At 71.0% G+C, this 21,880-nt stretch carries 24 protein-coding genes and 1 rRNA gene; 19 read left to right on the top strand and 6 right to left on the bottom strand.

Going from position 1 to position 21,880, the window contains the following annotated elements; translation table 11 throughout:
* Positions 1-147: 147 nt before the first annotated feature.
* The 10 genes from rrf (at position 148) to ACIQR3_RS04470 (ending at position 8,018) form a co-directional block, all read left to right on the top strand.
* A 5S ribosomal RNA gene (rrf, locus tag ACIQR3_RS04515) occupies positions 148-264 on the top strand.
* Positions 265-326: 62 nt separating this feature from the next.
* Entirely contained in the window at positions 327-971 is a 645-nt protein-coding gene (locus tag ACIQR3_RS04510) for an HAD family hydrolase (protein ID WP_403533888.1), read from the top strand.
* A gap of 73 nt (positions 972-1,044) precedes the next feature.
* Positions 1,045-1,698 (top strand): VC0807 family protein, encoded by a 654-nt coding sequence (locus ACIQR3_RS04505; protein WP_403533885.1) that lies wholly within the window; start codon positions 1,045-1,047, stop codon positions 1,696-1,698.
* Positions 1,699-1,757: 59 nt separating this feature from the next.
* A complete protein-coding gene (locus ACIQR3_RS04500) occupies positions 1,758-2,963 on the top strand; it encodes an MFS transporter (protein WP_403533881.1) in 1,206 nt (401 codons plus the stop codon).
* Complete coding sequence (locus ACIQR3_RS04495; RefSeq protein ID WP_403533878.1) at positions 2,914-4,089, top strand: acetoin utilization protein AcuC; 1,176 nt, start codon at positions 2,914-2,916, stop codon at positions 4,087-4,089. Before ACIQR3_RS04500 ends, ACIQR3_RS04495 begins: the two co-directional genes overlap by 50 nt.
* Before the next feature lie 144 nt (positions 4,090-4,233).
* Positions 4,234-5,049, top strand: a complete 816-nt coding sequence (locus ACIQR3_RS04490; RefSeq protein ID WP_403533876.1) for a phosphatase — start codon at positions 4,234-4,236, stop codon at positions 5,047-5,049.
* A gap of 129 nt (positions 5,050-5,178) precedes the next feature.
* Positions 5,179-5,388 carry a helix-turn-helix domain-containing protein gene (locus tag ACIQR3_RS04485; protein WP_215167349.1) on the top strand — a complete coding sequence of 70 codons (210 nt, stop codon included), beginning with the start codon at positions 5,179-5,181 and terminating at the stop codon, positions 5,386-5,388.
* A gap of 165 nt (positions 5,389-5,553) precedes the next feature.
* A complete protein-coding gene (locus ACIQR3_RS04480) occupies positions 5,554-5,652 on the top strand; it encodes a 30S ribosomal protein bS22 (RefSeq protein WP_003948845.1) in 99 nt (32 codons plus the stop codon).
* A 222-nt stretch (positions 5,653-5,874) separates the two neighbouring features.
* A complete protein-coding gene (locus tag ACIQR3_RS04475; protein ID WP_403533873.1) occupies positions 5,875-6,936 on the top strand; it encodes an NAD-dependent epimerase/dehydratase family protein in 1,062 nt (353 codons plus the stop codon).
* Positions 6,937-6,950: 14 nt separating this feature from the next.
* Complete coding sequence (locus ACIQR3_RS04470) at positions 6,951-8,018, top strand: lysophospholipid acyltransferase family protein (RefSeq protein WP_403533871.1); 1,068 nt, start codon at positions 6,951-6,953, stop codon at positions 8,016-8,018.
* Positions 8,019-8,083: 65 nt separating this feature from the next.
* Here the strand turns inward: ACIQR3_RS04470 and ACIQR3_RS04465 are convergent, their stop codons facing one another.
* The 3 genes from ACIQR3_RS04465 to ACIQR3_RS04455 all read right to left on the bottom strand — a co-directional run bounded on the left by ACIQR3_RS04465 (position 8,084) and on the right by ACIQR3_RS04455 (position 11,575).
* Positions 8,084-9,319 carry a DUF5667 domain-containing protein gene (locus ACIQR3_RS04465; protein WP_403533868.1) on the bottom strand — a complete coding sequence of 412 codons (1,236 nt, stop codon included), beginning with the start codon at positions 9,317-9,319 and terminating at the stop codon, positions 8,084-8,086.
* A 218-nt stretch (positions 9,320-9,537) separates the two neighbouring features.
* Positions 9,538-10,338: an ECF subfamily RNA polymerase sigma factor, BldN family gene (locus ACIQR3_RS04460; RefSeq protein WP_215167353.1), complete on the bottom strand. Its 801-nt coding sequence runs from the start codon at positions 10,336-10,338 to the stop codon at positions 9,538-9,540.
* A gap of 313 nt (positions 10,339-10,651) precedes the next feature.
* Positions 10,652-11,575, bottom strand: a complete 924-nt coding sequence (locus ACIQR3_RS04455; protein ID WP_403533866.1) for an HAD family hydrolase — start codon at positions 11,573-11,575, stop codon at positions 10,652-10,654.
* Between the two features lie 153 nt (positions 11,576-11,728).
* Here ACIQR3_RS04455 and ACIQR3_RS04450 point away from each other — a divergent pair, with 153 nt between their 5' ends.
* From ACIQR3_RS04450 to ACIQR3_RS04430, 5 genes are all read left to right on the top strand, one after another.
* A complete protein-coding gene (locus ACIQR3_RS04450) occupies positions 11,729-12,034 on the top strand; it encodes a glutaredoxin family protein (protein ID WP_403533864.1) in 306 nt (101 codons plus the stop codon).
* Between the two features lie 302 nt (positions 12,035-12,336).
* Positions 12,337-13,158 (top strand): redox-sensing transcriptional repressor Rex, encoded by an 822-nt coding sequence (locus tag ACIQR3_RS04445; RefSeq protein ID WP_403533861.1) that lies wholly within the window; start codon positions 12,337-12,339, stop codon positions 13,156-13,158.
* On the top strand, positions 13,155-14,837 hold the full coding sequence (locus tag ACIQR3_RS04440) for a glutamyl-tRNA reductase (protein WP_403533858.1): 1,683 nt from the start codon (positions 13,155-13,157) through the stop codon (positions 14,835-14,837). Before ACIQR3_RS04445 ends, ACIQR3_RS04440 begins: the two co-directional genes overlap by 4 nt.
* On the top strand, positions 14,834-15,793 hold the full coding sequence (gene hemC, locus ACIQR3_RS04435) for a hydroxymethylbilane synthase (RefSeq protein WP_403533855.1): 960 nt from the start codon (positions 14,834-14,836) through the stop codon (positions 15,791-15,793). The genes ACIQR3_RS04440 and hemC overlap by 4 nt, the downstream gene beginning before the upstream one ends.
* Positions 15,790-17,502 (top strand): uroporphyrinogen-III synthase, encoded by a 1,713-nt coding sequence (locus ACIQR3_RS04430; protein WP_403533853.1) that lies wholly within the window; start codon positions 15,790-15,792, stop codon positions 17,500-17,502. The genes hemC and ACIQR3_RS04430 overlap by 4 nt, the downstream gene beginning before the upstream one ends.
* A 25-nt stretch (positions 17,503-17,527) precedes the next feature.
* Here ACIQR3_RS04430 and ACIQR3_RS04425 read toward each other — a convergent pair whose 3' ends face one another.
* On the bottom strand, positions 17,528-17,911 hold the full coding sequence (locus ACIQR3_RS04425) for a winged helix-turn-helix transcriptional regulator (protein WP_403533850.1): 384 nt from the start codon (positions 17,909-17,911) through the stop codon (positions 17,528-17,530).
* Positions 17,912-17,994: 83 nt separating this feature from the next.
* Here ACIQR3_RS04425 and ACIQR3_RS04420 point away from each other — a divergent pair, with 83 nt between their 5' ends.
* Positions 17,995-19,422, top strand: a complete 1,428-nt coding sequence (locus tag ACIQR3_RS04420; RefSeq protein ID WP_403533847.1) for a DHA2 family efflux MFS transporter permease subunit — start codon at positions 17,995-17,997, stop codon at positions 19,420-19,422.
* 25 nt (positions 19,423-19,447) lie between these two features.
* On the opposite strand, the gene ACIQR3_RS04415 is transcribed toward ACIQR3_RS04420, so the two are convergent.
* On the bottom strand, positions 19,448-19,636 hold the full coding sequence (locus ACIQR3_RS04415) for a DUF397 domain-containing protein (protein ID WP_403533844.1): 189 nt from the start codon (positions 19,634-19,636) through the stop codon (positions 19,448-19,450).
* Positions 19,633-20,469, bottom strand: a complete 837-nt coding sequence (locus ACIQR3_RS04410; RefSeq protein ID WP_403533842.1) for a helix-turn-helix transcriptional regulator — start codon at positions 20,467-20,469, stop codon at positions 19,633-19,635. The genes ACIQR3_RS04415 and ACIQR3_RS04410 overlap by 4 nt, the downstream gene beginning before the upstream one ends.
* A 116-nt stretch (positions 20,470-20,585) precedes the next feature.
* Between ACIQR3_RS04410 and ACIQR3_RS04405 the strand changes: the two genes are divergently transcribed.
* The 3 genes from ACIQR3_RS04405 to ACIQR3_RS04395 are packed head-to-tail and all read left to right on the top strand — an operon-like array spanning position 20,586 to position 21,869.
* Positions 20,586-20,987 carry an ATP-binding protein gene (locus ACIQR3_RS04405; RefSeq protein WP_403533840.1) on the top strand — a complete coding sequence of 134 codons (402 nt, stop codon included), beginning with the start codon at positions 20,586-20,588 and terminating at the stop codon, positions 20,985-20,987.
* A gap of 22 nt (positions 20,988-21,009) precedes the next feature.
* Positions 21,010-21,402 (top strand): helix-turn-helix domain-containing protein, encoded by a 393-nt coding sequence (locus ACIQR3_RS04400; protein WP_215167364.1) that lies wholly within the window; start codon positions 21,010-21,012, stop codon positions 21,400-21,402.
* Positions 21,403-21,458: 56 nt separating this feature from the next.
* On the top strand, positions 21,459-21,869 hold the full coding sequence (locus tag ACIQR3_RS04395) for a VOC family protein (protein ID WP_403533836.1): 411 nt from the start codon (positions 21,459-21,461) through the stop codon (positions 21,867-21,869).
* Positions 21,870-21,880 lie beyond the last annotated feature (11 nt).

The raw sequence follows: 21,880 nt of genomic DNA, 5'->3' as shown, positions 1-21,880 counted from the left end.
GTTGATAGGCCAGATATGGAAGCCTGGTAACGGGTGGAGTTGACTGGTACTAATAGGCCGAGGGCTTGTCCTCAGTTGCTCGCGTCCACTGTGTTGGTTCTGAAACCACGAACAGCCGTGTAGTGCCGGTTGTGTGTTTCATAGTGTTTCGGTGGTCATAGCGTAGGGGAAACGCCCGGTTACATTCCGAACCCGGAAGCTAAGCCTTACAGCGCCGATGGTACTGCAGGGGGGACCCTGTGGGAGAGTAGGACGCCGCCGAACAAATATTGGAGAAAACCCCCGCACCTTTCGGTGCGGGGGTTTTCTGCGTTTAGGGTCGGTGTATGCGCTACGACCTGGTTATTTTTGACAACGACGGGGTGCTCGTCGACAGTGAGCCGATTTCCAACCGGCTGCTGGCCGGCTATCTGACGGAGCTGGGGCATCCGACCTCGTACGAGGACTCATTGCGGGACTACATGGGGGCCGCGATGCATCGGGTCCATGATCTGATCCGGGAGCGGACCGGGCGGGGGCTGCCCGAGGATTTCGATGATGTCTTTCATGGGCGGGTGTTCGCGGCTTTCGAGAGGGAGCTGGCGGCGGTGCCCGGTGTGGTCGGGGTGTTGGAGTGGCTGGCCGCGGACGGGGTGGCGTACTGCGTGGCCTCGTCCGGGAGTCATGAGCGGATTCGGGTAGGGCATCGGACGACCGGGCTGGACCGGTGGTTCGATGACGGGCGGATCTTCAGTTCGGAGGATGTGGGACGGGGGAAGCCGGCGCCGGATCTGTTCCTGTACGCGGCCGAGCGGATGGGAGTGGCGCCGGAACGGTGTGTGGTCGTCGAGGACAGTCCGCTCGGGGTGGCGGCGGCTGTGGCGGCCGGGATGGATGTCGTGGGGTTCACGGCCATGACGCCCGCGGAGAAGCTGGGCGGGGCCGGGAAGGTGTTCGCGGACATGCGGGAGCTGCCCGGTCTGCTGGCCTGAGGGACATCTGTCACGGGGGGATGCGGACGGTTGTCTCTACTGGCGGCCCGGCTGCCGACGGGACGCTGGGGGCATGAGGACGCATGCGGACACGCGCCGGACCCTGGTCTCGTTGGTCCTGGACGTGGGGGTGCCCATCGGGGCGTACTACGTGCTGAAGGACGGGGTCGGGGTCAGTACGCTCGCGGCGCTCGGGTGGAGCGGGGTGGTGCCGCTGCTGCGGGCCGGGTGGGGGCTGGCGGGGCGGGGGGCGGTGAACTGGCTCGCGCTGCTGATTCTGCTCGCCAACGGGGTGGGGCTGGCGGTGGGGGCCGAGGCCGGGGATCCGCGGGTGATGCTGGCCCGGGACAGCATGGTCACCGGTGTGGTGGGGGTCGTGGTGCTGGGGTCCGTGGTCGTGGGGCGGCCGATGATGTCGGGGGTGGTGCGGCCCTGGGTGGTCAAGGGGGACGCGGGGCGGGAGCGTGCCTGGGGGCGGTTGCGGCGGGAGTCGGTGGCGTTCCGGCGGGCGGAGCGGCGGTTCACCGGGATGTGGGGTGTCGCGTTCGTGGGGGAGTCGGCGGTGCGGGTCGTGGGGGCGTACGTGCTGCCGGTCGACGTGATGGTGTGGCTCGGGACCGTGGTGATGTGCGGGGTGCTCGGGGTGACCTTCGTGGTCAGTGGAGCGCTGGCGGCCGGGCCCATGGCGCGGATGGTCGGGCGGGAGGCGTGCGCCGCGGAAGGTTAGGAAGATTCATCTTCGGCGGGACCTACCCAGCGGTAGGGCGGGGGCCTACTCTCGCCGCCATGACGGATGTGGCGCGGCGCGGCAGGGTCTCTCTGGCGTTCGGCTTCTTCGCCCAGGGCGTGGCGTTCGCGTTGCTGGTGACGCGCATTCCGGCCGTCCAGGACCGGTACGGGGTCTCCGAGGGGCTGCTTCCGGTGTTCCTGGCGGCCGTGCCGGTGCTGGCCGGTGCGGGGAGCGTGGTGACCGGGCGGGTGGTGCGGCGGGTGCGGCCGAGCCGGGTGCTGCGGTGGTCCCAGCCGGTGGTGCTGCTGGCGTTGCTCGGGGTCGGGCTGGGGGAGGAGATGGCCGCGCTGGCCGTCGCGCTCGGGGCGTTCGGGCTGGCGGTGGGGGCGTTGGACGCCTCGATGAACATGCTCGGGGTCAGCCTGCAGCAGGCGTACGGGCGGAGCATCATGCTCGGGTTCCATGCCGCGTACAGCTTGGGCGGGATCGTGGGGGCCTCGCTGGCGTGGGCGGGGGCGCACTGGGGGCTGGCGCTGTGGGTGTCGTATCTGCCGGTGGTCGCGGTGCTGGTGCCGGCGGCGCTGGTGGGGAGCCGGTGGTATGTGGACGGGGGCGGGGAGGAGGGAGGGGGCGGTAAGGGTGGCTTGGAGTTTCGGGTGTTGTTGCCGTTGTGTCTGGTGATGACGTTCGCGTACATCGGGGACTCGACGGTGTCCAACTGGAGTGCCAAGTATCTGCAGGACGTGCTGGGGAGTTCGGAGCAGCTGGCGACCGTGCCGTACAGCGTGTACATGGTGACGACGTTGGTCGGGCGGGCCCTGGGGGATCTCGGGGTGCGGCGGCTGGGGGCCGTGGTGGTCGTGCGGGGTGGGGCGCTGGTGGCGGCGGCGGGGTTCGCGGTGGTGGCGGGGGCGCCGGGGGCCTGGGTGGGGATGGCGGGGTTCACGCTGCTGGGGGTGGGGCTGTGCGTGCTGGTGCCGCAGACGTTCGCGGCGGCGGGGCGCTTGTTTCCCGGGGCTTCGGATGCGGCTGTCGCTCGGCTGAATGTCTTCAATTACGTGGGTTTTCTGGTGGGTTCGCCTTTGGTCGGGGCGCTCGGGGGTGGGTGGAGTTATCGCGGGGCGATGCTGGTGCCGATGGTGTTGGTGCTGGTGACGGTCGTGTACGCCCGGTCGTTCGAGGCGGGCGGGGGCGACCGATACGGTGGCGGGCATGAGCGGGCGCGCGCGGCTGATGTGGGACCAGGCGGTAACGGGCTATGACTTCGGGCCGGATCATCCGATGGATCCGGTGCGGCTCGCCCTGACGCGCGGGCTGGTCGGTGCCTTCGGGCTCGACCGGGAGCTGGACGTCGTAGCGGCGAAGGCGGCCGGGGAGTCGACGTTGCGGCTGGTGCACCGGGAGGACTACATCGCCGCGGTGAAGGCGGCGTCCGCCGATCCGGGGGCGGCGGATCCCGCGTACGGGCTGGGGACGGTCGACGATCCGGCGTTCGCGGGGATGCACGAGGTGTCGGCGCTGATCGCCGGGCAGTCGGTGGGTGCGGCGGAGGCGGTGTGGCGGGGGGACGCGCTGCACGCGGTGAACTTCGCGGGCGGGCTGCACCACGCGATGCCGGGGGCGGCGTCGGGGTTCTGCGTGTACAACGACGCGGCGCTGGCGATCGCGCGGCTGCTGGAGCTGGGTGCCGAGCGGGTCGTGTACGTGGATGTCGACGTGCATCACGGGGACGGGGTGCAGGCGGCGTTCTGGGAGGACCCGCGGGTGCTGACGGTGTCGTTGCACGAGCATCCGCGGATGTTGTTCCCGGGGAGCGGGTGGCCTGAGGAGACCGGGGCGGACGGGGCGGCGGAGGGGTCGGCGGTGAACGTCGCGTTGCCGGCGGGGACCGGGGACGCGGGGTGGCTGCGGGCGTTCCACGCGGTGGTGCCGGAGCTGGTTGCGTCCTTTCGGCCGCAGGTGCTGGTGACGCAGCACGGGGCGGACACGCACTTCGAGGATCCGTTGGCGCACCTGGCGGTGTCGGTGGACGCGCAGCGGGCGGTGCAGGTGGCGTGCCATGAGCTGGCGCACGAGTACGCCGGGGGCCGGTGGGTGGCGCTGGGCGGGGGCGGTTACGCGGTGGTGGACGTGGTGCCGCGGTCGTGGACGCATCTGGTGGGGATCGCGGCGGGGCGGGAGGTGGCGCCGGAGGCGGTGATCCCGGAGTCGTGGCGGGCGGAGGTGTACGCGCGGACCCGGCAGTTGGGGCCGATGCGGATGACGGACGGGCGGTGGCCCGTGTCGTGGGCGGGGTGGGAGGCGGGGTACGACCCCGCGGATCGGGTGGACCAGGCGGTGGTGGCGGCTCGGCGGGCGGTGTTTCCGTTGCGGGGGTTGTTGGCTTGACGGGTGTCGGGCGACGGTCGTGCGGGGCGGGTGTTGGCCGGCGGTCGTGCGGGGCGGGTCGGTTGTCGGTCCGTGAGTCGGCCGAGTGGGTGGAGTCGGGGGGAAACGGGGTCGGGCGGGGGGCGGGTTCGGGAGTATCGGGGGGTGGTGTCGGCACGGGAGCTTCGTGATCATCTGCTCGATGCCCGGCTGGCCGGGATCGTGGCGACCTCGCGGGAGACGAGCCTGCGCAGCTATCGGCTGTTCGCGGCCCGGGACCCGCGGGTGCTGCTGGGGATCGATCCCGTAGGGGCCTGGCGGCAGCGGGACGTGATCGAGCTGATGGCGGACCGGTGCGGCGTATCGGCCGACCCCCGATGCGTCACGGGGCAGGACGTGATCGATCCGGACCGGACGCTGAGCGCCCTGGACGCCTTCGCGGACCGGCTCGCGGAGGTCGCCCGGCGTGGGGCCCCGGTCGTGCTCGGCACCGGGCATCCGCACCGGCTGCTCGGTTTCTACGCCGCCTTGGCGGACGCCCTGTCGGCGGCGGGATGTGCCGTTCTCACCCCGGCGCAGGGTCGCTGTGTCGACATAACGACCCGGTTCGGTCTACGCACGTACAACCTCGACTACGTACGAGGCGTCGCGTTGGTGCGGGAACCCGGCCCTGAACGCCCCGGTTGTGAGCCCGGCGCGCACACCCACTCACCCCTCCCGGTTCGGACCGCGCTGGCCGGTGCGGCGGAGGCCGGCGGGGTGCTGCCGGAGCTGGTGATCGGAGACCACGGATGGGTCTGCGGAGCAGGTCAGCTGGGGTTCGAGGCCATCGGGCTCGCTGATACGGACGACCCCGCGCTCTTCGTGGGTCAGGCAGAGGGGTGCGTGTCCGTCGTCGTTCCACTTGATGACGGCGTGCGGTCCGATTACTACCTCCCGCTTACCCGCTACGTACTCAATCGAGCGTGTCTGTCCCAGTAGGACGCCGATGCGTGCACCTCTTCCCCACTCGCATCACCCGCACCTACATTGGGGAGTGAGCACGCAGCGACGAAGAGTCACCGGAAGGGGAAGCCGGTGGCCGTCGAGTGCGGAAGGTTCAGGTGTGTCATGGCTGATGACCAGAGGCCTCTGAGCGAGGTTCAGTTCCTTACCGTGGCGGAGGTCGCCTCGGTGATGCGAGTGTCGAAGATGACCGTGTACCGATTGGTGCACAGCGGTCATCTGCCCGCGATCCGGGTGGGGCGGTCCTTCCGCGTCCCGGAGAATGCGGTTCACGAGTACCTCCGCGAGAGCTTCGTGGGGGTGGACACGGCCTGATCAGGGCCCGTCAGGGCTCGGGGGAGGTCCCCGGCAGTCCCGTCGGACCTCCCCCGTCCCCTCGATTACGACCTCAGCGCTCGGGCGGGTAGGCTAGCCCCTCGTAGGTCGTGTGGGCCCATGGCGCCCAAACAACCGAGTGATGAGAAGTGAGCGAGGGTAGTCGTGGGCTCTGTTATCAAGAAGCGGCGCAAGCGGATGGCCAAGAAGAAGCACCGCAAGCTGCTCAAGCGCACGCGCGTTCAGCGTCGCAACAAGAAGTAAGCGACGCGACGCCGCGAAGCGTCGCCTGTGGCCCCCCACCGGATCCGGTGGGGGGCCACAGACGTATCCGGCGGACGGACGTGTGCGGCGGACGGGCAGGTGGGCCGTACGGCCGTTTTCCGTCACGGGACGCGTCCGGCGGTCATCACAGCGCAATACCGAGCCGATAGGTTGGCCCGCGGGCGGGGAACCCGGCGGGGGACCGAGAGAAAGGCGCGGATCGTGGGCAAGGTCGTGCTCGTGACCGGAGTGGCCCGGCAGTTGGGGGGCCGTTTCGTGCGGCGGATCCAGCGGGACCCGGCGGTGGACCGGGTCGTCGGTGTGGACGCGGTTGCGCCCGAGCACCATCTGGGCGGCGCGGACTTCGTCCAGGCCGACATCCGGCAGCCCACCATCGCGCGGGTGCTGGCGGAGACGGGCGCCGACACGGTCGTCCACATGGACGTCACCGGCACCCCGCTCGGCAGCGGCAGCCGGACGTCGGTCAAGGAGACCAACGTCATCGGGACCATGCAGCTGCTCGGCGCCTGCCAGAAGTCGCCGGTCGTGCGGCGGCTGGTGGTGAAGTCCAGTACGAACGTCTACGGGTCCGCGCCCCGCGACCCGGCCGTCTGCACCGAGACCACGTCGGCCAAGTCCCTGCCCAGCGGTGGCTTCGCCAAGGACACCGTGGAGGTCGAGGGGTACGTCCGGGGCTTCGCGCGGAGGCGGCCGGACGTCGCGGTGTGCGTGCTGCGGTTCGCCAACATCCTCGGCCCGGCCACCGACACCCCCCTGGCCTCGTACTTCTCGCTGCCGGTGCTGCCGACGGTGTTCGGCTACGACCCCCGGCTGCAGTTCGTCCACGAGGACGACGCGATCGAGGTGCTGCGGATCGCCTCGCACGAGCCGGAGCGGGGGACGCTGAACAGCGGGACGTTCAACATCGCCGGTGACGGTGTCCTGTTGCTCTCCCAGTGCGCGCGGCGGCTGGGCCGGCCCACCGTGCCGATGCTGCTGCCCGTGGTCACCTGGGCGGGGTCCCTGGTGCGTACGCTGGGGGTGACGGACTTCTCCCCCGAGCAGATCCGGCTGCTCACGCACGGCCGGGTCGTGGACACCACCCAGATGCGCGAGACGCTGGGGTTCCAGCCGAAACACACCACCGCCGAGACGTTCGCGGACTTCGCGCGCAGCCGGGAGCCGGGGCTGCTCCCGCCGGCCGCCGTCGCGAGGGCCGTGGACCGGATCGCCGCGCTGTCCCGTACGGGCGGCGGCCACCCCCCGACGCAGAGCGCCAACTGAGGAGCGCATCAACGATGGCTGATGCCAAGGTCATTCCGTTCGACGACGACCGGTCCCGAGGGGGTGCCGGGCAGCGCTCGGCGCGGCGCAGGGGCGGCGCGGGGAGCCGGCGCGCGAGTACGGCGGAGTCCGCCGCGCCGGTCGGTGAGGTCCAGGCGCTGCCCGTGCGGCCGGGCGCGGAGGACGACGGTCCGGTGGCGGGGGAGGGCCGGGAGCTGCCGCCGGGGGAGGACGGCGGGGGTGACGGGCTGGAGCGGCGGATCGCGGGCGGGCTGGCGTTCCTGCGCCGGCGCCTGACCGGTGACTACGAGGTCGACGACTTCGGCTATGACGCCGAGCTGACCGACCAGGTGCTGATGTCCGTGCTGCGTCCGGTGTACGAGAAGTACTTCCGGGTCGAGGTGAAGGGCGTCGAGAACATCCCGGCCGAGGGCGGGGCGCTGATCGTCGCCAACCACTCCGGGACGCTGCCGCTGGACGGCCTGATGATGCAGGTCGCGGTCCACGACAACCATCCGGCGGGGCGGCATCTGCGGCTGCTGGCGGCGGACCTGGTGTTCGTGCTGCCGGTCGTCAACGAGCTGGCCCGCAAGCTGGGGCACACCCTGGCCTGCGCGGAGGACGCGGCGCGGCTGCTCGGGCAGGGGGAGCTGGTGGGGGTGATGCCGGAGGGGTTCAAGGGGCTGGGCAAGCCGTTCGGCGACCGGTACAAGCTGCAGCGGTTCGGCCGGGGCGGGTTCGTCTCCACGGCGCTGCGGGCGGGGACGCCGATCGTCCCGTGCTCGATCGTCGGCGCGGAGGAGATCTACCCGATGATCGGCAACGCCCGGACGCTGGCCCGGCTGCTGGGTTTCCCGTACTTCCCGCTGACGCCGACGTTCCCGTGGCTGGGGCCGCTGGGGGCGGTGCCGTTGCCGACGAAGTGGACGATCCAGTTCGGCGAGCCGATCCCCACGGACCACTATCCGGCGGAGGCGGCGGAGGACCCGATGCTGATGTTCAACCTGACCGACCAGGTCAGGGAGCAGATCCAGCACACGCTGTACAAGCTGCTGGTGCAGCGGCGGTCGGTGTTCTTCTAGACGTGTCCCGACATGGCCGTACGGCGGTGGGAGCGCCCCCACCGCCGTACGGCGTCAGGCCCGGCTCAGTCGGTGTCCTCGCCCTCGATGCCCAGGTCGGGCAGCAGGCCCGGGAGGAGGGGCGGCAGTGTGACGTCCGGCTCGGGGGCGGGCGTCTTGTCGCTGGTGGACGGTGAGGTGGGCGCGGTCTCCTCGGACGGGTCGAGCAGGCCGCCGGTGCCGCCGCCGAGCAGGCCGCCGCTCTCGCTGCCGGAGTCGGCGGACTCGCTGGGGCGCCGGCTGTCGGTGCGGCCGGGCTCGGAGGAGTCGCTCCGCCCGGTGTCGGGCTGTGCGGAGCTGCCGGAGCCGGACGGTGTCGAGCCGACCGATCCGGAGCCGCCGTCCTGCCGGCCCGCGTCGTCGTCCCGGGACGGCGGCTGGGGGAGCAGGGACCGCAGCGGGGCCACGTCCTGGTCTATGGCGTCGAACACCGACGACACCTGCTCGCTGACGTCGCCGAGCTGCACGGGCAGCCGTTCGCGCAGGGTCCCCCAGGCGTCCCGGTGGGAGCGCGAGAAGGCGGAGAGCGCCCGCATCGGGTCGAGCGAGTCGGGGTCGCGGGCGTAGACGGCGCTGAGCAGGCGGTGGCCCTCGGACGCGTCCTGCTGCATGCCGGACAGGGCGCGGCGGATCTCGCCGAGGGCCTCGTGGTCGAGGGAGCCGCTGCGGTCGCGCTCGACCAGCCGGCGGGCCTCGCTCAGCCGGGTGGAGGCCAGGTCGAGGTAGCCGCGGCCGCGCTCGGCGTCGTCGTCGGCGAGGCCGAGCTTGAAGTCCTCTATGCCGCGCTTGAGGCCGTAGAGCGAGTCGCCCGGCAGGGCGTCGGAACTGGCCGCGGCGACTCCGCCGAGGGCTCCGGCGGCCACGCCGACGCTGAGTCCGCCGGCGGTGAGGCCCTTGGCCAGCCGTGAGCGGGGCCGGAATTTCCTGAGCGGTGTCGCCCGGTGGGCGCCGCGGGCGCGGCGCTGCTCGGGTACCGACGGGTTTGCCTCGCCGCCCGCGGTGCCTTCCTGGAGCATGGCCTCGAACGCGGCCACCAGCTGGGCCCGCTGGACGACCTTGACCTCCGGGTCCAGCTCGGGCTTGGGCAGCGCGTCGAGTCCGGCTGTCAGGGCCACCATGCGGCCCTGCTCGGTCCGGTCCGCGGTGGCCGCGGCCGGTGCCGGTTCTTCGGACTGCTCGGCCGCCGGGCCGCGGTCGGGCTGCTCCTCCAGAGCCTGGGCGAAGGCGTTCGCCCGCCGGTGCGCCGATACGTTCGCGATCACTGGCGGCACCTCCTCTCGTCATGACGGTCGACTCCCCAGGGGGTCCTGAGGGTTGCATACCCTGACCAGGACCACACGAGTGTGTGATCGGAGTCGGCCAGGGAGTGACCACAGGGAGCCTGCATCCCGCTCAACGAGTGGCGCGGCACTTGGGTTACGCGCGGCGGGCAAGCGGGCCGCCGAGTCAACGAACCGTCACCGAAGGTGACTTGGGAGGATCAGCGGGCGTCGTCCGGGAGCAGCCGGGCGAGGGTGCGCACGGCCCGGTACTGGAGGGTCTTGATGGCGCCTTCGTTCTTGCCCATCACGCGGGCGGTCTCGGCGACGGAGAGGCCCTGGAGGAAGCGCAGCGTCACGCATTCCTGCTGCTGGGGGTTGAGCCGGCGGACGGCGTCCAGCAGGGCGGCGTTGGAGAGGGACTCCAGGACGGAGTCCTCGGGGGAGCGCTCGACCTCGTTGGCGTCGAGCATCTCGCCGGTGGTCACTTCGAGCCGGAAGCGGCTGGACTTGAAGTGGTCGGCGACCAGGTTGCGGGCGATCGTCACCAGCCAGGCGCCGAAGTCGCGCCCCTGCCAGGTGAAGGTGCCGATGCGGCGCAGGGCGCGCAGAAAGGTCTCGCTGGTCAGGTCCTCGGCGGTGGCCTTGCCTCCCACGCGGTAGTAGATGTACCGGTACACGGTGTCGCTGTACTGGTCGTAGAGCCGTCCGAAGGCGTCGGCCTCGCCCGCCTGGGCGCGCTCGACCAGGTCCATCATCCGGGCGCTGTCGCTGTCCGCGGCCGGGCGCCGGGCGGTCGTCCCGGAGGCGCGCGCTCGTCTGCCGACGGCGGCGGCGCCGCTCTCGGCGAGCGCGTAGGCCGGGCCGACGGGGGCGGTGGCTGCGGCGAATGCGGGGACGGCGTACGCGGTGGGGACGGCATACGCGGTGGGGACGTAGTCGCGGAACAGGTCCTGGAGCGTTTTGACCGTTGCGCGCAGCGTAGCCAGGCCCGAGGCGTCAACCCCGACGTGTGGGTACACGGGACTCCCAGAGGCAGAGCTTCCATCACGTGCAGTGCGGGACCTTTCACCCGTCGTAGCGACGGAGGGGTACCGGATTGCGTCTGAGGAGAATAACGCTTCGTACAGGCCCTGCTACACCCAGTTGCTCAAATCATCGATTACGTCGCTTACGTAACCGAATGACGGCCGTTCGGGTGCCGGAGATTGATCGGTTGCTGATCGAAAGAGCCTGGCTTCGGCGTCGTAACGGAGCGTGTTGTGCCCGTGTGGGAGACGGGGGAGTGAGCCGGGGGCGGCGCGGGTACGTCAGACGGGTTGGCGGCCGGCCGGGTCAGCGGCGGCGTCGGTGCAGGGCGATGGCGGCCGCCGTGCCGCCGGCCACGGCGCCGACGCCGGCCGCCGCCGGGATGCCGACCTTGGCGGCCTTGCGGCCGGTGCGGTAGTCGCGCAGGCGCCAGTCCAGTTCCCGGGCGTGGCGGCGGAGTTTCGAGTCGGGGTTGATCGCGTAGGGGTGGCCGACCAGGGACAGCATCGGGATGTCGTTGTGCGAGTCGCTGTAGGCCGCGCAGCGGGTCAGGTCCAGGCCCTCCGCCGCCGCCAGGGCGCGGACCGCCTCCGCCTTGGCCGGGCCGTGCAGCGGCTCGCCGACCAGCTTGCCGGTGTAGACGCCGTCGACCGACTCCGCGACGGTGCCGAGCGCGCCGGTCAGGCCGAGGCGGCGGGCGATCACCTGGGCGATCTCCACCGGGGCGGCCGTGACCAGCCAGACCTTCTGGCCCGCGTCCAGGTGGGCCTGGGCGAGGGCGCGGGTGCCGGGCCAGATGCGCTCGGCCATGTACTCGTCGTAGATCTCCTCGCCGATCGACTTCAGCTCGGAGACGCGGTGGCCCTTGACGATGGAGAGCGCCGAGTCGCGGGCGTCCTGCATGTGCTCGGGGTCCTCGAAGCCGGCCAGCCGGAACCACGCCTGCTGCCAGGCGAACCGGGCCAGGTCGTGGGTCTCGAAGAACTTGCGCTTGTACAGGCCGCGTCCGAAGTGGAACAGCGCGGCGCCCTGCATGACCGTGTTGTCCAGGTCGAAGAAGGCGGCGGCCCGGTCGTCGCCGTGCACCGGGAAGTCCGGCTCGCCCGCGGCGTCGGGCGCGGGGAGGTCCTGGGTGGATTTGCGGGCTGCCTCCGCCGACGCCTCGCCTGCCAGCACGCTGCGCGCGGTGGCGGAGCGCCTTCGGGGAGTGAGCCATCCAAGAGCGGCCATGCCCGTGAGCATAGCCAGTTTGTTCGGGCGTTCCGGAGTCGAGAGGTTGGGAGGCTGTGAACTCTGCGCGACCGAACCGTTAAAGCCGCCGTGCGCCCGGCGCGTCGCGGCGGCGTCGCGGCGGGACTTCCGTACGGCGCGGCGCGCGCGAGAATGGCCGGCATGAGCCCCGTCTTCCGCAGAAAGACGCCGTCGCGTCCCGAGCACCAGCCCCGTTCCGAGAACCATCTCGTCACCCTCATCCGCAAACCTGGCTGCCACCTGTGTGATGACGCACAGCTCGTCGTCGAGAAGGTGTGCGCCGACCTCGGTGTCCCGTGGGAGGCGAAGGACATCACCGAGGACCGCCGGCTCCACGACGCGTACTGGGAGCAGATCCCCGTGGTCCTCGTCGACGGACGCCAGCACACCTTCTGGCGTGTGAACGAGGAACGCCTGCGCAGGGCACTGACCGAGTAGTCCGACTGGTCCGAGTAGTCCAAGAGTGGTCGGATGGTCGCTTAAAATCGATGGCGACTTGGTCTCGGGGGCGTGGATCGTGAGGAGCGTGTACGGCTTTGCCCCCAATAGGAGAGGAACGAGTGCGCGAGCGCGCCGGTTCCCCGAACGTGCGCCGGGGGCGCGTGACCCCGGTCACGTTGGCCGGGCAAATCGGACACCATCTTTGTGCACGCGTTCACAAAGACATAGCCTGCATTCGACGGGGCGGTCATGTAGGGACGTATGACCGCCTACAGCCCCGCTCTACCCGCAGGAGCACCGTGGCAACTGGCCGAACACACCGACCGGCGACCCGCAGCCGAGGGATTCCCGAGGCCACCGTCGCCCGGCTTCCGCTGTACCTCCGCGCGCTGACCGCACTGTCGGAGCGCTCGGTGCCCACGGTCTCCTCCGAGGAGCTGGCCGCGGCGGCGGGGGTCAACTCCGCGAAGCTGCGCAAGGACTTCTCCTACCTCGGTTCCTACGGGACCCGGGGCGTCGGCTACGACGTCGAGTACCTCGTCTACCAGATCTCCCGCGAGCTGGGCCTGACCCAGGACTGGCCGGTCGTGATCGTCGGTATCGGCAACCTCGGCGCCGCGCTCGCCAACTACGGCGGGTTCGCCTCCCGCGGCTTCCGGGTCGCCGCGCTCATCGACGCCGACCCCGCGATGGCCGGGAAGCCGGTGGCCGGCATTCCGGTGCAGCACATCGACGAGCTGGAGACGATCATCACCGGCAACGGGGTGTCCATCGGCGTGATCGCCACCCCCGCCGGTGCCGCCCAGCAGGTCTGCGACCGGCTGGTGGACGCCGGGGTGACCTCCATCCTGAACTTCGCGCCGACCGTGCTGAACGTCCCCGAGGGCGTCGACGTGCGCAAGGTCGACCTCTCCATCGAACTCCAGATCCTCGCCTTCCACGAGCAGCGCAAGGCCGGTGAGGAGGCCGCGGCGGACGGTGCCGTGCCGGCTGCCGCCGCCCGCAAGCGCGCCGCCGCCGCTGCCGCCGCTTCTGGCGCTACCTCTGCTTCTGCTTCTGCCTCTGCCTCTGCCGACCAGGGTCCTGACGGGGACGACGTTCCCGCCGTGATGCCGGCATGAGCCTCCTCGTCGTCGGACTCAGTCACCGCAGCGCCCCCGTCAGCGTCCTCGAACGGGCCTCGCTGAACGCGGACGCGCAGAACAAGCTGCTCCAGGACACGGTCGCCGCCGAGCCGGCCGCCGAGGCCGCGGTGCTGGCCACCTGCAACCGCATCGAGCTCTACGCCGACGTGGACAAGTTCCACGCCGGGGTCGCCGAGCTGTCCACGCTGCTCGCCCAGCACAGCGGGGTCGGCCTGGAGGAGCTCACTCCCCACCTCTACGTGCACTACGAGGACCGGGCCGTCCACCATCTGTTCTCGGTGGCCTGCGGACTGGACTCGATGGTCGTCGGCGAGGGCCAGATCCTCGGGCAGATAAAGGATTCTCTGGCCCGCGCCCAGGAGCTGCACACCGCCGGGCGGCTGCTGAACGACCTGTTCCAGCAGGCGCTGCGGGTCGGCAAGCGCGCCCACTCCGAGACCGGCATCGACCGCGCCGGGCAGTCCCTGGTCACCTTCGGCCTGGAGCAGCTCGCCGCGGGCGCGGCGGTCTCCGGCTGGGCCCGGGGCAAGAAGGCGCTGGTCATCGGCGCCGGGTCGATGTCCTCGCTGGCCGCCGCGACGCTGGCCCGGGCCGGGGTCGCCGAGGTCGTGGTCGCCAACCGCACCTTCGAGCGCGCCGAGCGCCTCGCGCAGATTTTGACCGAGGGCGACGACACGGACGTGGTGGCCCGCGCGGTACCGATGGACGCGGTGCCGGCCGAGCTGACACGTGCCGACGTCGCCGTCTCCTGCACCGGGGCGACCGGCCTGGTGCTCACCGTCGACGCGGTCGCCGCGGCGGTCGAGGGACGTACGGGCGAGCCCGTCGAGATCACGGCCGCACCCGTCGCACCGGTCGCCGGGGCGCAGCTGCCGCCGACCAGCGTCGGCACCGAGGACGGCTGCCCGCTCGACCTGTCCGCCGCGCAGTCCGGCTTCTCCGTCATGGGGGAGGCGGCGGTGGCCGGCCTGGACGCCGCCACGCTGGAGCAGCACGGGGCGTGGGCCGCGGGCGGTACCGCGGTGGACCAGCCCCGGGAGAGCGCCGACGCCGACCTGATCTCCGCGCTCGCCGCGACCGCGGCCACCGCCGGGCGGGTCCCCGAGATGCGCCGGCCCGAGCCGGTCCCCGAGGTCCCGCGCCCGGAGCCCGTCCTCTTCCTCCTCGACCTCGCCATGCCGCGCGACATCGACGCCGCCGCACACCGGCTGGCCGGGGCCCGGCTGGTCGACATCGAGTCGCTGGCGGAGGCGTCCGCGGACGCTCCGATGGCGTCCGACGTGGACCAGGTCCGGCGGATCGTCGCGGACGAGGTCGCCGCGTTCGGCGCCGCCCAGCGGGCCGCGACCATCACCCCCACCGTGGTGGCGCTGCGCAGCATGGCCGCCGAGGTCGTGGCGAGCGAGATCGCCCGCCTCGAAGGGCGGCTGCCCGCCCTCGACGACAAGCACCGCGCCGAGATCACCCAGACGGTCCGGCGCGTGGTGGACAAGCTGCTGCACGCGCCGACGGTGCGGGTCAAGCAGCTCGCGGCCGAGCCAGGCGGCGCCGGGTACGCGGACGCGCTCCGCACCCTGTTCGACCTCGACCCCGAGACGGTGGCCTCCGTCTCCCGGGCCGGGAACAGCACTGAGAAGAACCGAGGACCGGCATGACCGAGAAGGCACTGAGACTGGGGACCAGGCGCAGCAAGCTCGCCATGGCCCAGTCCGGGCAGGTGGCGGACGCCGTGAGCCAGGTGACCGGACGGCCCGTCGAACTGGTCGAGATCACCACGTACGGCGATGTGTCGCGGGAGCAGCTCGCGCAGATCGGCGGCACCGGGGTGTTCGTGGCCGCGCTGCGCGAGGCGCTGCTGCGGGGTGAGGTCGACTTCGCGGTTCATTCGCTGAAGGACCTGCCGACCGCGCAGCCCGACGGCCTGGTGCTGGCCGCCGTACCCGAGCGCGAGGACCCGCGCGACGTGCTCGTCGCCCGGGACGCGCTGAAGTTCACGGACCTGCCGCGCGGCGCGCGCATCGGCACCGGCGCCCCCCGGCGCATGGCGCAGCTCAACGCGTACGCCCGCGCGCACGGCCTGGACATCGAGACGGTGCCGATCCGGGGCAACGTCGACACCCGCATCGGGTACGTCCGCAAGGGCGACCTCGACGCCGTCGTACTGGCCGCCGCGGGGCTCAACCGGATCGGCCGCGGTGACGAGGTGACCGACTTCCTGTCGGTCGACACGGTTCTGCCCGCCCCCGGCCAGGGGGCACTGGCGATCGAATGCACCGCGTCCGACGCGGAACTGATCGCCGCGCTCGGTGAACTCGACGACCCGTTCACGCGGGCCGCCGTAACCGCCGAGCGGTCACTGCTCGCCGCCCTGGAGGCCGGTTGCAGCGCACCCGTGGGGGCGCTGGCCGACCTGCTGGCCGACGGGCAGACTGTCAAGGAAATGCGCCTGCGCGGCGTCGTCGGCACGACCGACGGCTCGTCGCTGGTGCAGTTGTCCACCACCGGTCCCGTGCCCGCAACGCACGAGGCGGCACTGGCTCTCGGTCGCGAACTCGCCACCGAGATGCTCGCCCAGGGCGCGGCCGGTCTGATGGGGGAGCGAGAACATTGAGCCCCACCGCCCTTCCCGCCGGTCCGGAACACGGGCACGTCACCTTCCTCGGTGCCGGACCCGGAGATCCGGGACTGCTGACACTGCGCGCCGTGGAGGCGCTGGCGCACGCGGACGTCCTCGTCGCCGAGCACGAGGTGCTCGACGTCGTACGTACGCATGCCCGGCACGGCGTGGCCGAAGTGCACACCGACCCGGACCCGTCCGGTGGCCCGGTCCCGGGCACAGGCACACCTCAGCTGGCGGTCGTTGACGGCTCGTCAACAACCGCTGGTGTCCCCGCCGTGCGGGATGCCGCACATCTTGTCATGGAGGCCGCGCGGGGCGGCAGGCGGGTGGTGCGTGCGGTCTCCGGGGACCCCGGGCTCGACACGTACGCCGCCGAGGAGATGCTGGCGTGCGCCGCCGCCGGGGTGCCGTTCGAGGTGGTTCCCGGTATCGCGTCCGCCGTCGGTGTGCCCGCGTACGCCGGTGTCCCGCTGCGGGACGCCGAGGGCGCGGACGTGCGGTTCGTGGACGCCCGCACGGCCTCCGACCGGTGCTGGACGGAGGTCGGCGCCTCGGACGGCACGGTGGTCGTCTCGACGACGCTGGACTCGGTGGCGGCCGCCGCGGGCGAGCTGGTGTCGGCGGGCCGCAAGCCGGACACCCCGATGACGGTGACGGTCGCCGGTACGACGACCCGTCAGCGCACCTGGACGGCCACCCTCGGCACCATCGCCCAGACGCTGAAGCAGGCCAAGGTGCTGCCGTCCCCGGACGGCGGCCGGCCGGTGATAGCCGTGGTCGGCGAGCGCTCCGCCCCCGCCCAGCGCGACCAGCTGTCGTGGTTCGAGTCCAAGCCGCTGTTCGGCTGGAAGGTGCTCGTGCCGCGCACGAAGGAGCAGGCGGCGTCGCTCTCCGACCAACTGCGGTCCTACGGAGCCGTGCCGAGCGAGGTGCCGACCATCGCGGTCGAGCCGCCGCGTACCCCGCAGCAGATGGAGCGGGCGGTGAAGGGGCTGGTGACCGGACGGTACGAGTGGATCGCGTTCACGTCGGTCAACGCGGTCAAGGCCGTCCGCGAGAAGTTCGAGGAGTACGGGCTCGACGCGCGCGCCTTCGCCGGGATCAAGGTCGCGGCGGTGGGCGAGCAGACCGCCAACGCGCTGATCGCCTTCGGCGTGAAGCCGGACCTGGTGCCGAGCGGGGAGCAGTCGGCGGCCGGGCTGCTGGAGGACTGGCCGCCGTACGACCCGGTCTTCGATCCCATCGACCGCGTCTTCCTCCCCCGCGCCGACATCGCCACGGAGACGCTGGTCGCCGGGCTGATCGAGCTGGGCTGGGAGGTGGACGACGTCACCGCCTACCGGACGGTGCGGGCGTCGCCGCCGCCGGCCGCGACGCGGGAGGCGATCAAGGGCGGCGGGTTCGACGCGGTGCTGTTCACCTCGTCGTCGACGGTGCGGAACCTGGTCGGGATCGCGGGCAAGCCGCACAACGTGACGGTGATCGCGTGCATCGGCCCGGCCACCGCCAAGACGGCGGAGGAACACGGGCTGCGGGTCGACGTGATGGCCCCCGAGCCATCGGTGCTGAAGCTGGCGGAGGCACTGGCCGACTTCGGGCTGCGGCGCCGGGCGGCGGCGCTGGAGGCGGGCGATCCGGTGACCCGGCCGAGCGAGCGGCGGCCTGGCTCGCGCCGGCGCCGGTCCACTACGACGAGCTGAGGTGGGGCGCCCTTTCGGGGGCGCCTTACTCGTTGGCCGCGGTGTCGTAGGCGGCCCGTGCCTCGGCGATGGCGGTGCGGTGCCGCTGTGCCCAGTCCACCAAGCCGGTGAGATGGGTGTGCAGTTCCTTTGCCATCGGTGTGAGGCTGTACTCGACCTTCGGCGGCACGGTGGGGTAGACGGTCCGGACGAGAAGGCCGTCGCGTTCCAGCTTGCGCAGGTTCAGGGTGAGCATCCGTCGGCTGATGCCCTCGATGCCGCGTTCCAGTTCGGTGAACCGGATCGGGCCGAGCGCTGCGGCGACCAGGATGCCGATGCTCCACTTGCCCGCCACGTGGTCGAGGACCTCGGTGACGGGGCACGCCTCGTTGGTGACCTGCTCGGACACCCGTGTGTGACGCTGTGACATAAAAGTGCCTCCTTCCCCCCTGCGCCATGGTTACAGAAGATGGCCGCTGTAACAAAGGGTGCACTTAGGGGGAGGTCCCGGATATGGATCAGCGTGTCTCGCGGACGAGCGCGTCGGCCTGGCTGACCGTCGGCGTGCTCTGCGTCGGACAGATGATGATCGTCCTTGATCAGAACATCGTGAATGTGGCCTTACCGGCTGTTCAGCAGGGTCTCGGCTTTTCCGCCGAGAACCTCGTGTGGGTGGTCAACGCCTACGTCATTCCCTTCGGTGGCCTGCTGTTGCTGGCCGGGCGGCTCGGGGATCTGGTCGGGCGGCGGGCGGTCTTCCTCACGGGTGTCGCGCTGTTCAGCGCGGCTTCCCTGTTGTGCGGGTTCGCGAGCAGCGAGGTCACGCTGGTCGGGGCCCGTTTCCTCCAGGGGATCGGCGGTGCGGTCGCGTCGGCCTGCGTTCTCGGCATGGTCGCGACCATGTTCTCCGGCCGGCGCGAGCAGGCTCAGGCCATCGGCGCGTACAGCTTCGCCTCCGCGGGCGGGGGTGCGATCGGGCCGCTGCTCGGCGGTGTCCTCACCGATCTGCTCAGCTGGAACTGGATCTTCTTCATCAACTTCCCGATCGGCGCCCTGCTCGTCGTGGTGGGTCTGCGAACGGTTCCCAGGGACCGTGGTGAGGGGATGAGCGGGGGGACCGACTTTCTGGGGGCGTTGTTCGTCACCGCCGGCATGATGCTGCTCGTCTACACGATCACGGGCGCCGAGAACGCCGGCTGGGCTTCGGCCCGGACGCTGCTTCTGGGGTTGCTGTCGGCTTCGCTGCTCGGCGGGTTCGTCCTCCGGCAGGCGACGACCGCGCATCCACTGGTGCCGCTGCGGCTCTTCCGCTCGCGGAGTCTGGCGGTGGCGAACGTCGTGCAGTTCATGATGATCGCGGGCATGTTCGGTCTGCTGTTCTTCGGCACGCTGTATCTGCAGCGCGTACGTGAGTACAGCTCCCTGGAGGCGGGGCTGGCCTTCGCCCCCATCGCGGTGGTGATCGCGGCGGTTTCGCTCGGGCTTTCGGCCCGGCTGGTCATCAGGTTCGGTCAGCGTCCGATGCTGTTCGGTGGTCTCGGCCTGATTGTCGTCGCCTTTGTGATGCTGTCGTTCGCCCGAGTCGACGGTTCGTACCTGGTCGACTTTCTGCCCGCGAGTCTCACCATGGGGCTGGGCTTCGGTCTGGCTGCGCCGGCCATCATGGGGCTCGGCATGGCCGCCGTCCCGCCCGCCGATTCAGGCGTCGCGTCCGGACTGTTCAACACCACCCAGCAGATCGGCGGGGCGGTCGGGCTCACCGTGCTGAGTGCCTTCGTCACCGCGCGCACGAGCAGCCTCACGGCGGCCGGGAAGACCGAGGCGGCAGCGCTGGCCGGCGGCTACCACGTGGCTTTCCTGGCCGCCGCGGGGTTCGTGCTGGCCGCGTTGATCGTCGGTGCCGTGACGCTGCGCGGGCCCGCCCGGGACTCTGTCGGGTGAAGTGTCCTTGGCTTCGGAGGGCGGGTCAGTGGGCGGCGGCGTACGGGAGGAAGGCCGTCCAGGTGGTGGGGGCGACGGTGAGGTGGCCTCGGGCCGGGTCTTTCGAGTCGCGGATGAGGACCGGGCCTTGGCCTTTTTGGTCGGGGGTGGCTATCTCGACGCAGTCGGGGCCGTCGCCCGTGCTGTAGCTGCTCTTCGTCCACTCCAGGGTCATGTCTCTCCCAGTACCTTCTCGATGAGGGCCTTCGACTCCCTTGGGCTGAGAGCCTGCGCTCGGATGATCCCATAGCGCATGTCGAGGATTTGCGCCTCTTTGGGGTCGGTGATGAAGCGGCTGATGGGTTGCACCTCGATGTGTCCCACGGTGGTGCCGTCCTTGAGCCTGAGCAGTCTGAACGACCCGTCGAGTCCCGCGTTCTCCTCGCTGCGCAGCGGAAGGATCTGGAGGTCGACGTTGCGGAACTCGGACACCTCCAAGAGGCGTTCCAGTTGGCCGCGCATGACTGTCCTGCCTCCGATGGATCGCAGGAGCGTCGACTCGCATTGCACGAAGCTGCAGACCGGGCGGGCTGACGCGCTGTCGAGGATCGACTGGCGTGCCATGCGGGCGGCGAGTCGACGTTCCAGTTCTTCGGCAGGGAAGGGAGGGTGGCGCGCTTTGAAGACGGCCCGGGCGTATTCCTCCGTCTGCAACAGGCCGTGAATGACGGAGTTGTTGTAGGCGCACAGGCCGGTCGCGTCCTCCTCCTGCTTCTTCAGGTCCCGTACCTTTTTCGGGTAGCGGATGTCCGCCAGGTCCTTCTTCAGCGCCTCGATCTTGCCGCCCGCGTTGAGGACCTCGTCCGCCTTCTCCAGGTACTCGGGACGCGGAATGCGCCGCATCCGCTCGACCGAGGAGACCAGTTCCTCGCCGTATCCGATGGCCGCGCCGAACTCCGGCTGGGTGAGGCCGGCGGACTCGCGCCACAGTTTCAACTGCCGGGCGACCGTTCTGATCACGCCTCCGGCCTCGGCGTCCTCCGGGTCCGCCGCGTCCCATTCGTTCATGCCCGCCACCCCTCCTGTCGTACGTCCCGGACGTCGACGGCCGTCATCCGGACAGGCCCCGTCCGCACGGGTTGACTCCCTTCACAGGCTACGCATGTGTCGCCACTCTCTGTGATGTGAACCGACAAAACACCTGTACCCGGTACTTCTCCGTGCCGCTCTCCGCCACCCGGCGCGGCGCGCGCCTCGCCCGGCTGCTGGCCGCCGAGCAACTGCACGCCTGGGGACTGCCGTTGGACCCCGCCCGGCTCGTCGTCGCCGAACTCGCCGCCAACGCCGTGCTGCACGGGCGGGTGCCGGGGCGGAGTTTCCGGCTCGGGCTCTCCGTGGGGGAGACGGGGGTGTTGCGGGTGGAGGTTACCGACGCGCGGGGAGACCTGTTGCCCGGGCCGGGGTCGGCGACGGACGGCGAGTCCGGGTACGGGCTCGTGCTGGTCGGGGAGTTGGCGGATCGGTGGGGTGTCGTGGAGGGGCCCGTGCCGTGCAAGACCGTGTGGGCCGAGATCGATCCCGTCTGAGCAGCCGTGGTGGAATGGCGCCGTGAGCCGGGCTGTCGAGGAGAGCAATCGCCGGATGCTGCGGGCGCGGGACGCGATGGACCGGGAGTACGCGCGGCCGTTGGACGTCCCGGCGCTGGCGCGGATCGCGCACGTGTCGCCGGCGCACTTCACGCGGACCTTCCGGGCGACGTTCGGGGAGACTCCGCACCGGTATCTGCAACGGCGGCGCGTGGAGCGGGCGATGTTCCTGCTGCGGGAGACCGAGCGGAGTGTGACCGACATCTGCTTCGAGGTCGGGTTCGGCAGCGCGGGGACCTTCAGCCGTACGTTCCGGGACATCGTCGGGCGGTCGCCGCGGGAGTACCGGAAGGCGGCGGTGGCCGCGCGCGTGCCGACCTGCTTCACGATGGCGTGGACGCGGCCGAGCGGCTGAGCGGCTGAGCAGTTTTGGATAAGTATCCGGGTGCTTCGCTCAGTAGCGTGGCGGTCATGTTCAACGCCATCACGCATTCACAGATGTACGTCCTCGACCAGGACGAGGCCCTCGACTTCTACGTCGGCAAGCTGGGGCTGGAGGTCACGGCCGACATCGACATGGGGTTCATGCGCTGGCTCGCCGTCGGCGTTCCCGGGCACCCCGGGCGGGAGATCCTGCTGGAGAAGCCGGGCGCTCCGGCCATGTCGGAGGAGACGGCGGAGCAGGTGCGCGAGCTGGTGACCAAGGGGGCGATGGGCGGGTGGCTCATCCTCACCACGGACGACTGCCGCAAGACCTACGAGACGCTGGTGGAGAAGGGGGTTGAGTTCACGGAGGAGCCGACCGAGCGGCCGTACGGGATCGACTGCGGGCTGCGTGATCCCTTCGGGAACCGTCTTCGCTTCACCCAGCTGAAGGGCTGAGACGGCCGACT

It is taken from the genome of Streptomyces sp. NPDC090994 (assembly GCF_044768905.1).
Taxonomy (GTDB): domain Bacteria; phylum Actinomycetota; class Actinomycetes; order Streptomycetales; family Streptomycetaceae; genus Streptomyces.
This window is presented reverse-complemented; position numbering and strand designations above follow the sequence as displayed.

What these genes read in the sequence shown, in the direction of transcription:
- ACIQR3_RS04510 (WP_403533888.1), top strand. Translation starts at nt 327, where the DNA reads ATGCGCTACGACCTGGTTATTTTTGACAACGACGGGGTGCTCGTCGAC.
- ACIQR3_RS04505 (WP_403533885.1), top strand. Translation starts at nt 1,045, where the DNA reads ATGAGGACGCATGCGGACACGCGCCGGACCCTGGTCTCGTTGGTCCTG.
- ACIQR3_RS04500 (WP_403533881.1), top strand. Translation starts at nt 1,758, where the DNA reads ATGACGGATGTGGCGCGGCGCGGCAGGGTCTCTCTGGCGTTCGGCTTC.
- ACIQR3_RS04495 (WP_403533878.1), top strand. Translation starts at nt 2,914, where the DNA reads ATGAGCGGGCGCGCGCGGCTGATGTGGGACCAGGCGGTAACGGGCTAT.
- ACIQR3_RS04485 (WP_215167349.1), top strand. Translation starts at nt 5,179, where the DNA reads ATGGCTGATGACCAGAGGCCTCTGAGCGAGGTTCAGTTCCTTACCGTG.
- ACIQR3_RS04470 (WP_403533871.1), top strand. Translation starts at nt 6,951, where the DNA reads ATGGCTGATGCCAAGGTCATTCCGTTCGACGACGACCGGTCCCGAGGG.
- ACIQR3_RS04455 (WP_403533866.1), bottom strand. Translation starts at nt 11,575, where the DNA reads ATGGCCGCTCTTGGATGGCTCACTCCCCGAAGGCGCTCCGCCACCGCG.
- ACIQR3_RS04450 (WP_403533864.1), top strand. Translation starts at nt 11,729, where the DNA reads ATGGCCGGCATGAGCCCCGTCTTCCGCAGAAAGACGCCGTCGCGTCCC.
- ACIQR3_RS04440 (WP_403533858.1), top strand. Translation starts at nt 13,155, where the DNA reads ATGAGCCTCCTCGTCGTCGGACTCAGTCACCGCAGCGCCCCCGTCAGC.
- hemC (WP_403533855.1), top strand. Translation starts at nt 14,834, where the DNA reads ATGACCGAGAAGGCACTGAGACTGGGGACCAGGCGCAGCAAGCTCGCC.
- ACIQR3_RS04425 (WP_403533850.1), bottom strand. Translation starts at nt 17,911, where the DNA reads ATGTCACAGCGTCACACACGGGTGTCCGAGCAGGTCACCAACGAGGCG.
- ACIQR3_RS04420 (WP_403533847.1), top strand. Translation starts at nt 17,995, where the DNA reads ATGGATCAGCGTGTCTCGCGGACGAGCGCGTCGGCCTGGCTGACCGTC.
- ACIQR3_RS04415 (WP_403533844.1), bottom strand. Translation starts at nt 19,636, where the DNA reads ATGACCCTGGAGTGGACGAAGAGCAGCTACAGCACGGGCGACGGCCCC.
- ACIQR3_RS04410 (WP_403533842.1), bottom strand. Translation starts at nt 20,469, where the DNA reads ATGAACGAATGGGACGCGGCGGACCCGGAGGACGCCGAGGCCGGAGGC.
- ACIQR3_RS04395 (WP_403533836.1), top strand. Translation starts at nt 21,459, where the DNA reads ATGTTCAACGCCATCACGCATTCACAGATGTACGTCCTCGACCAGGAC.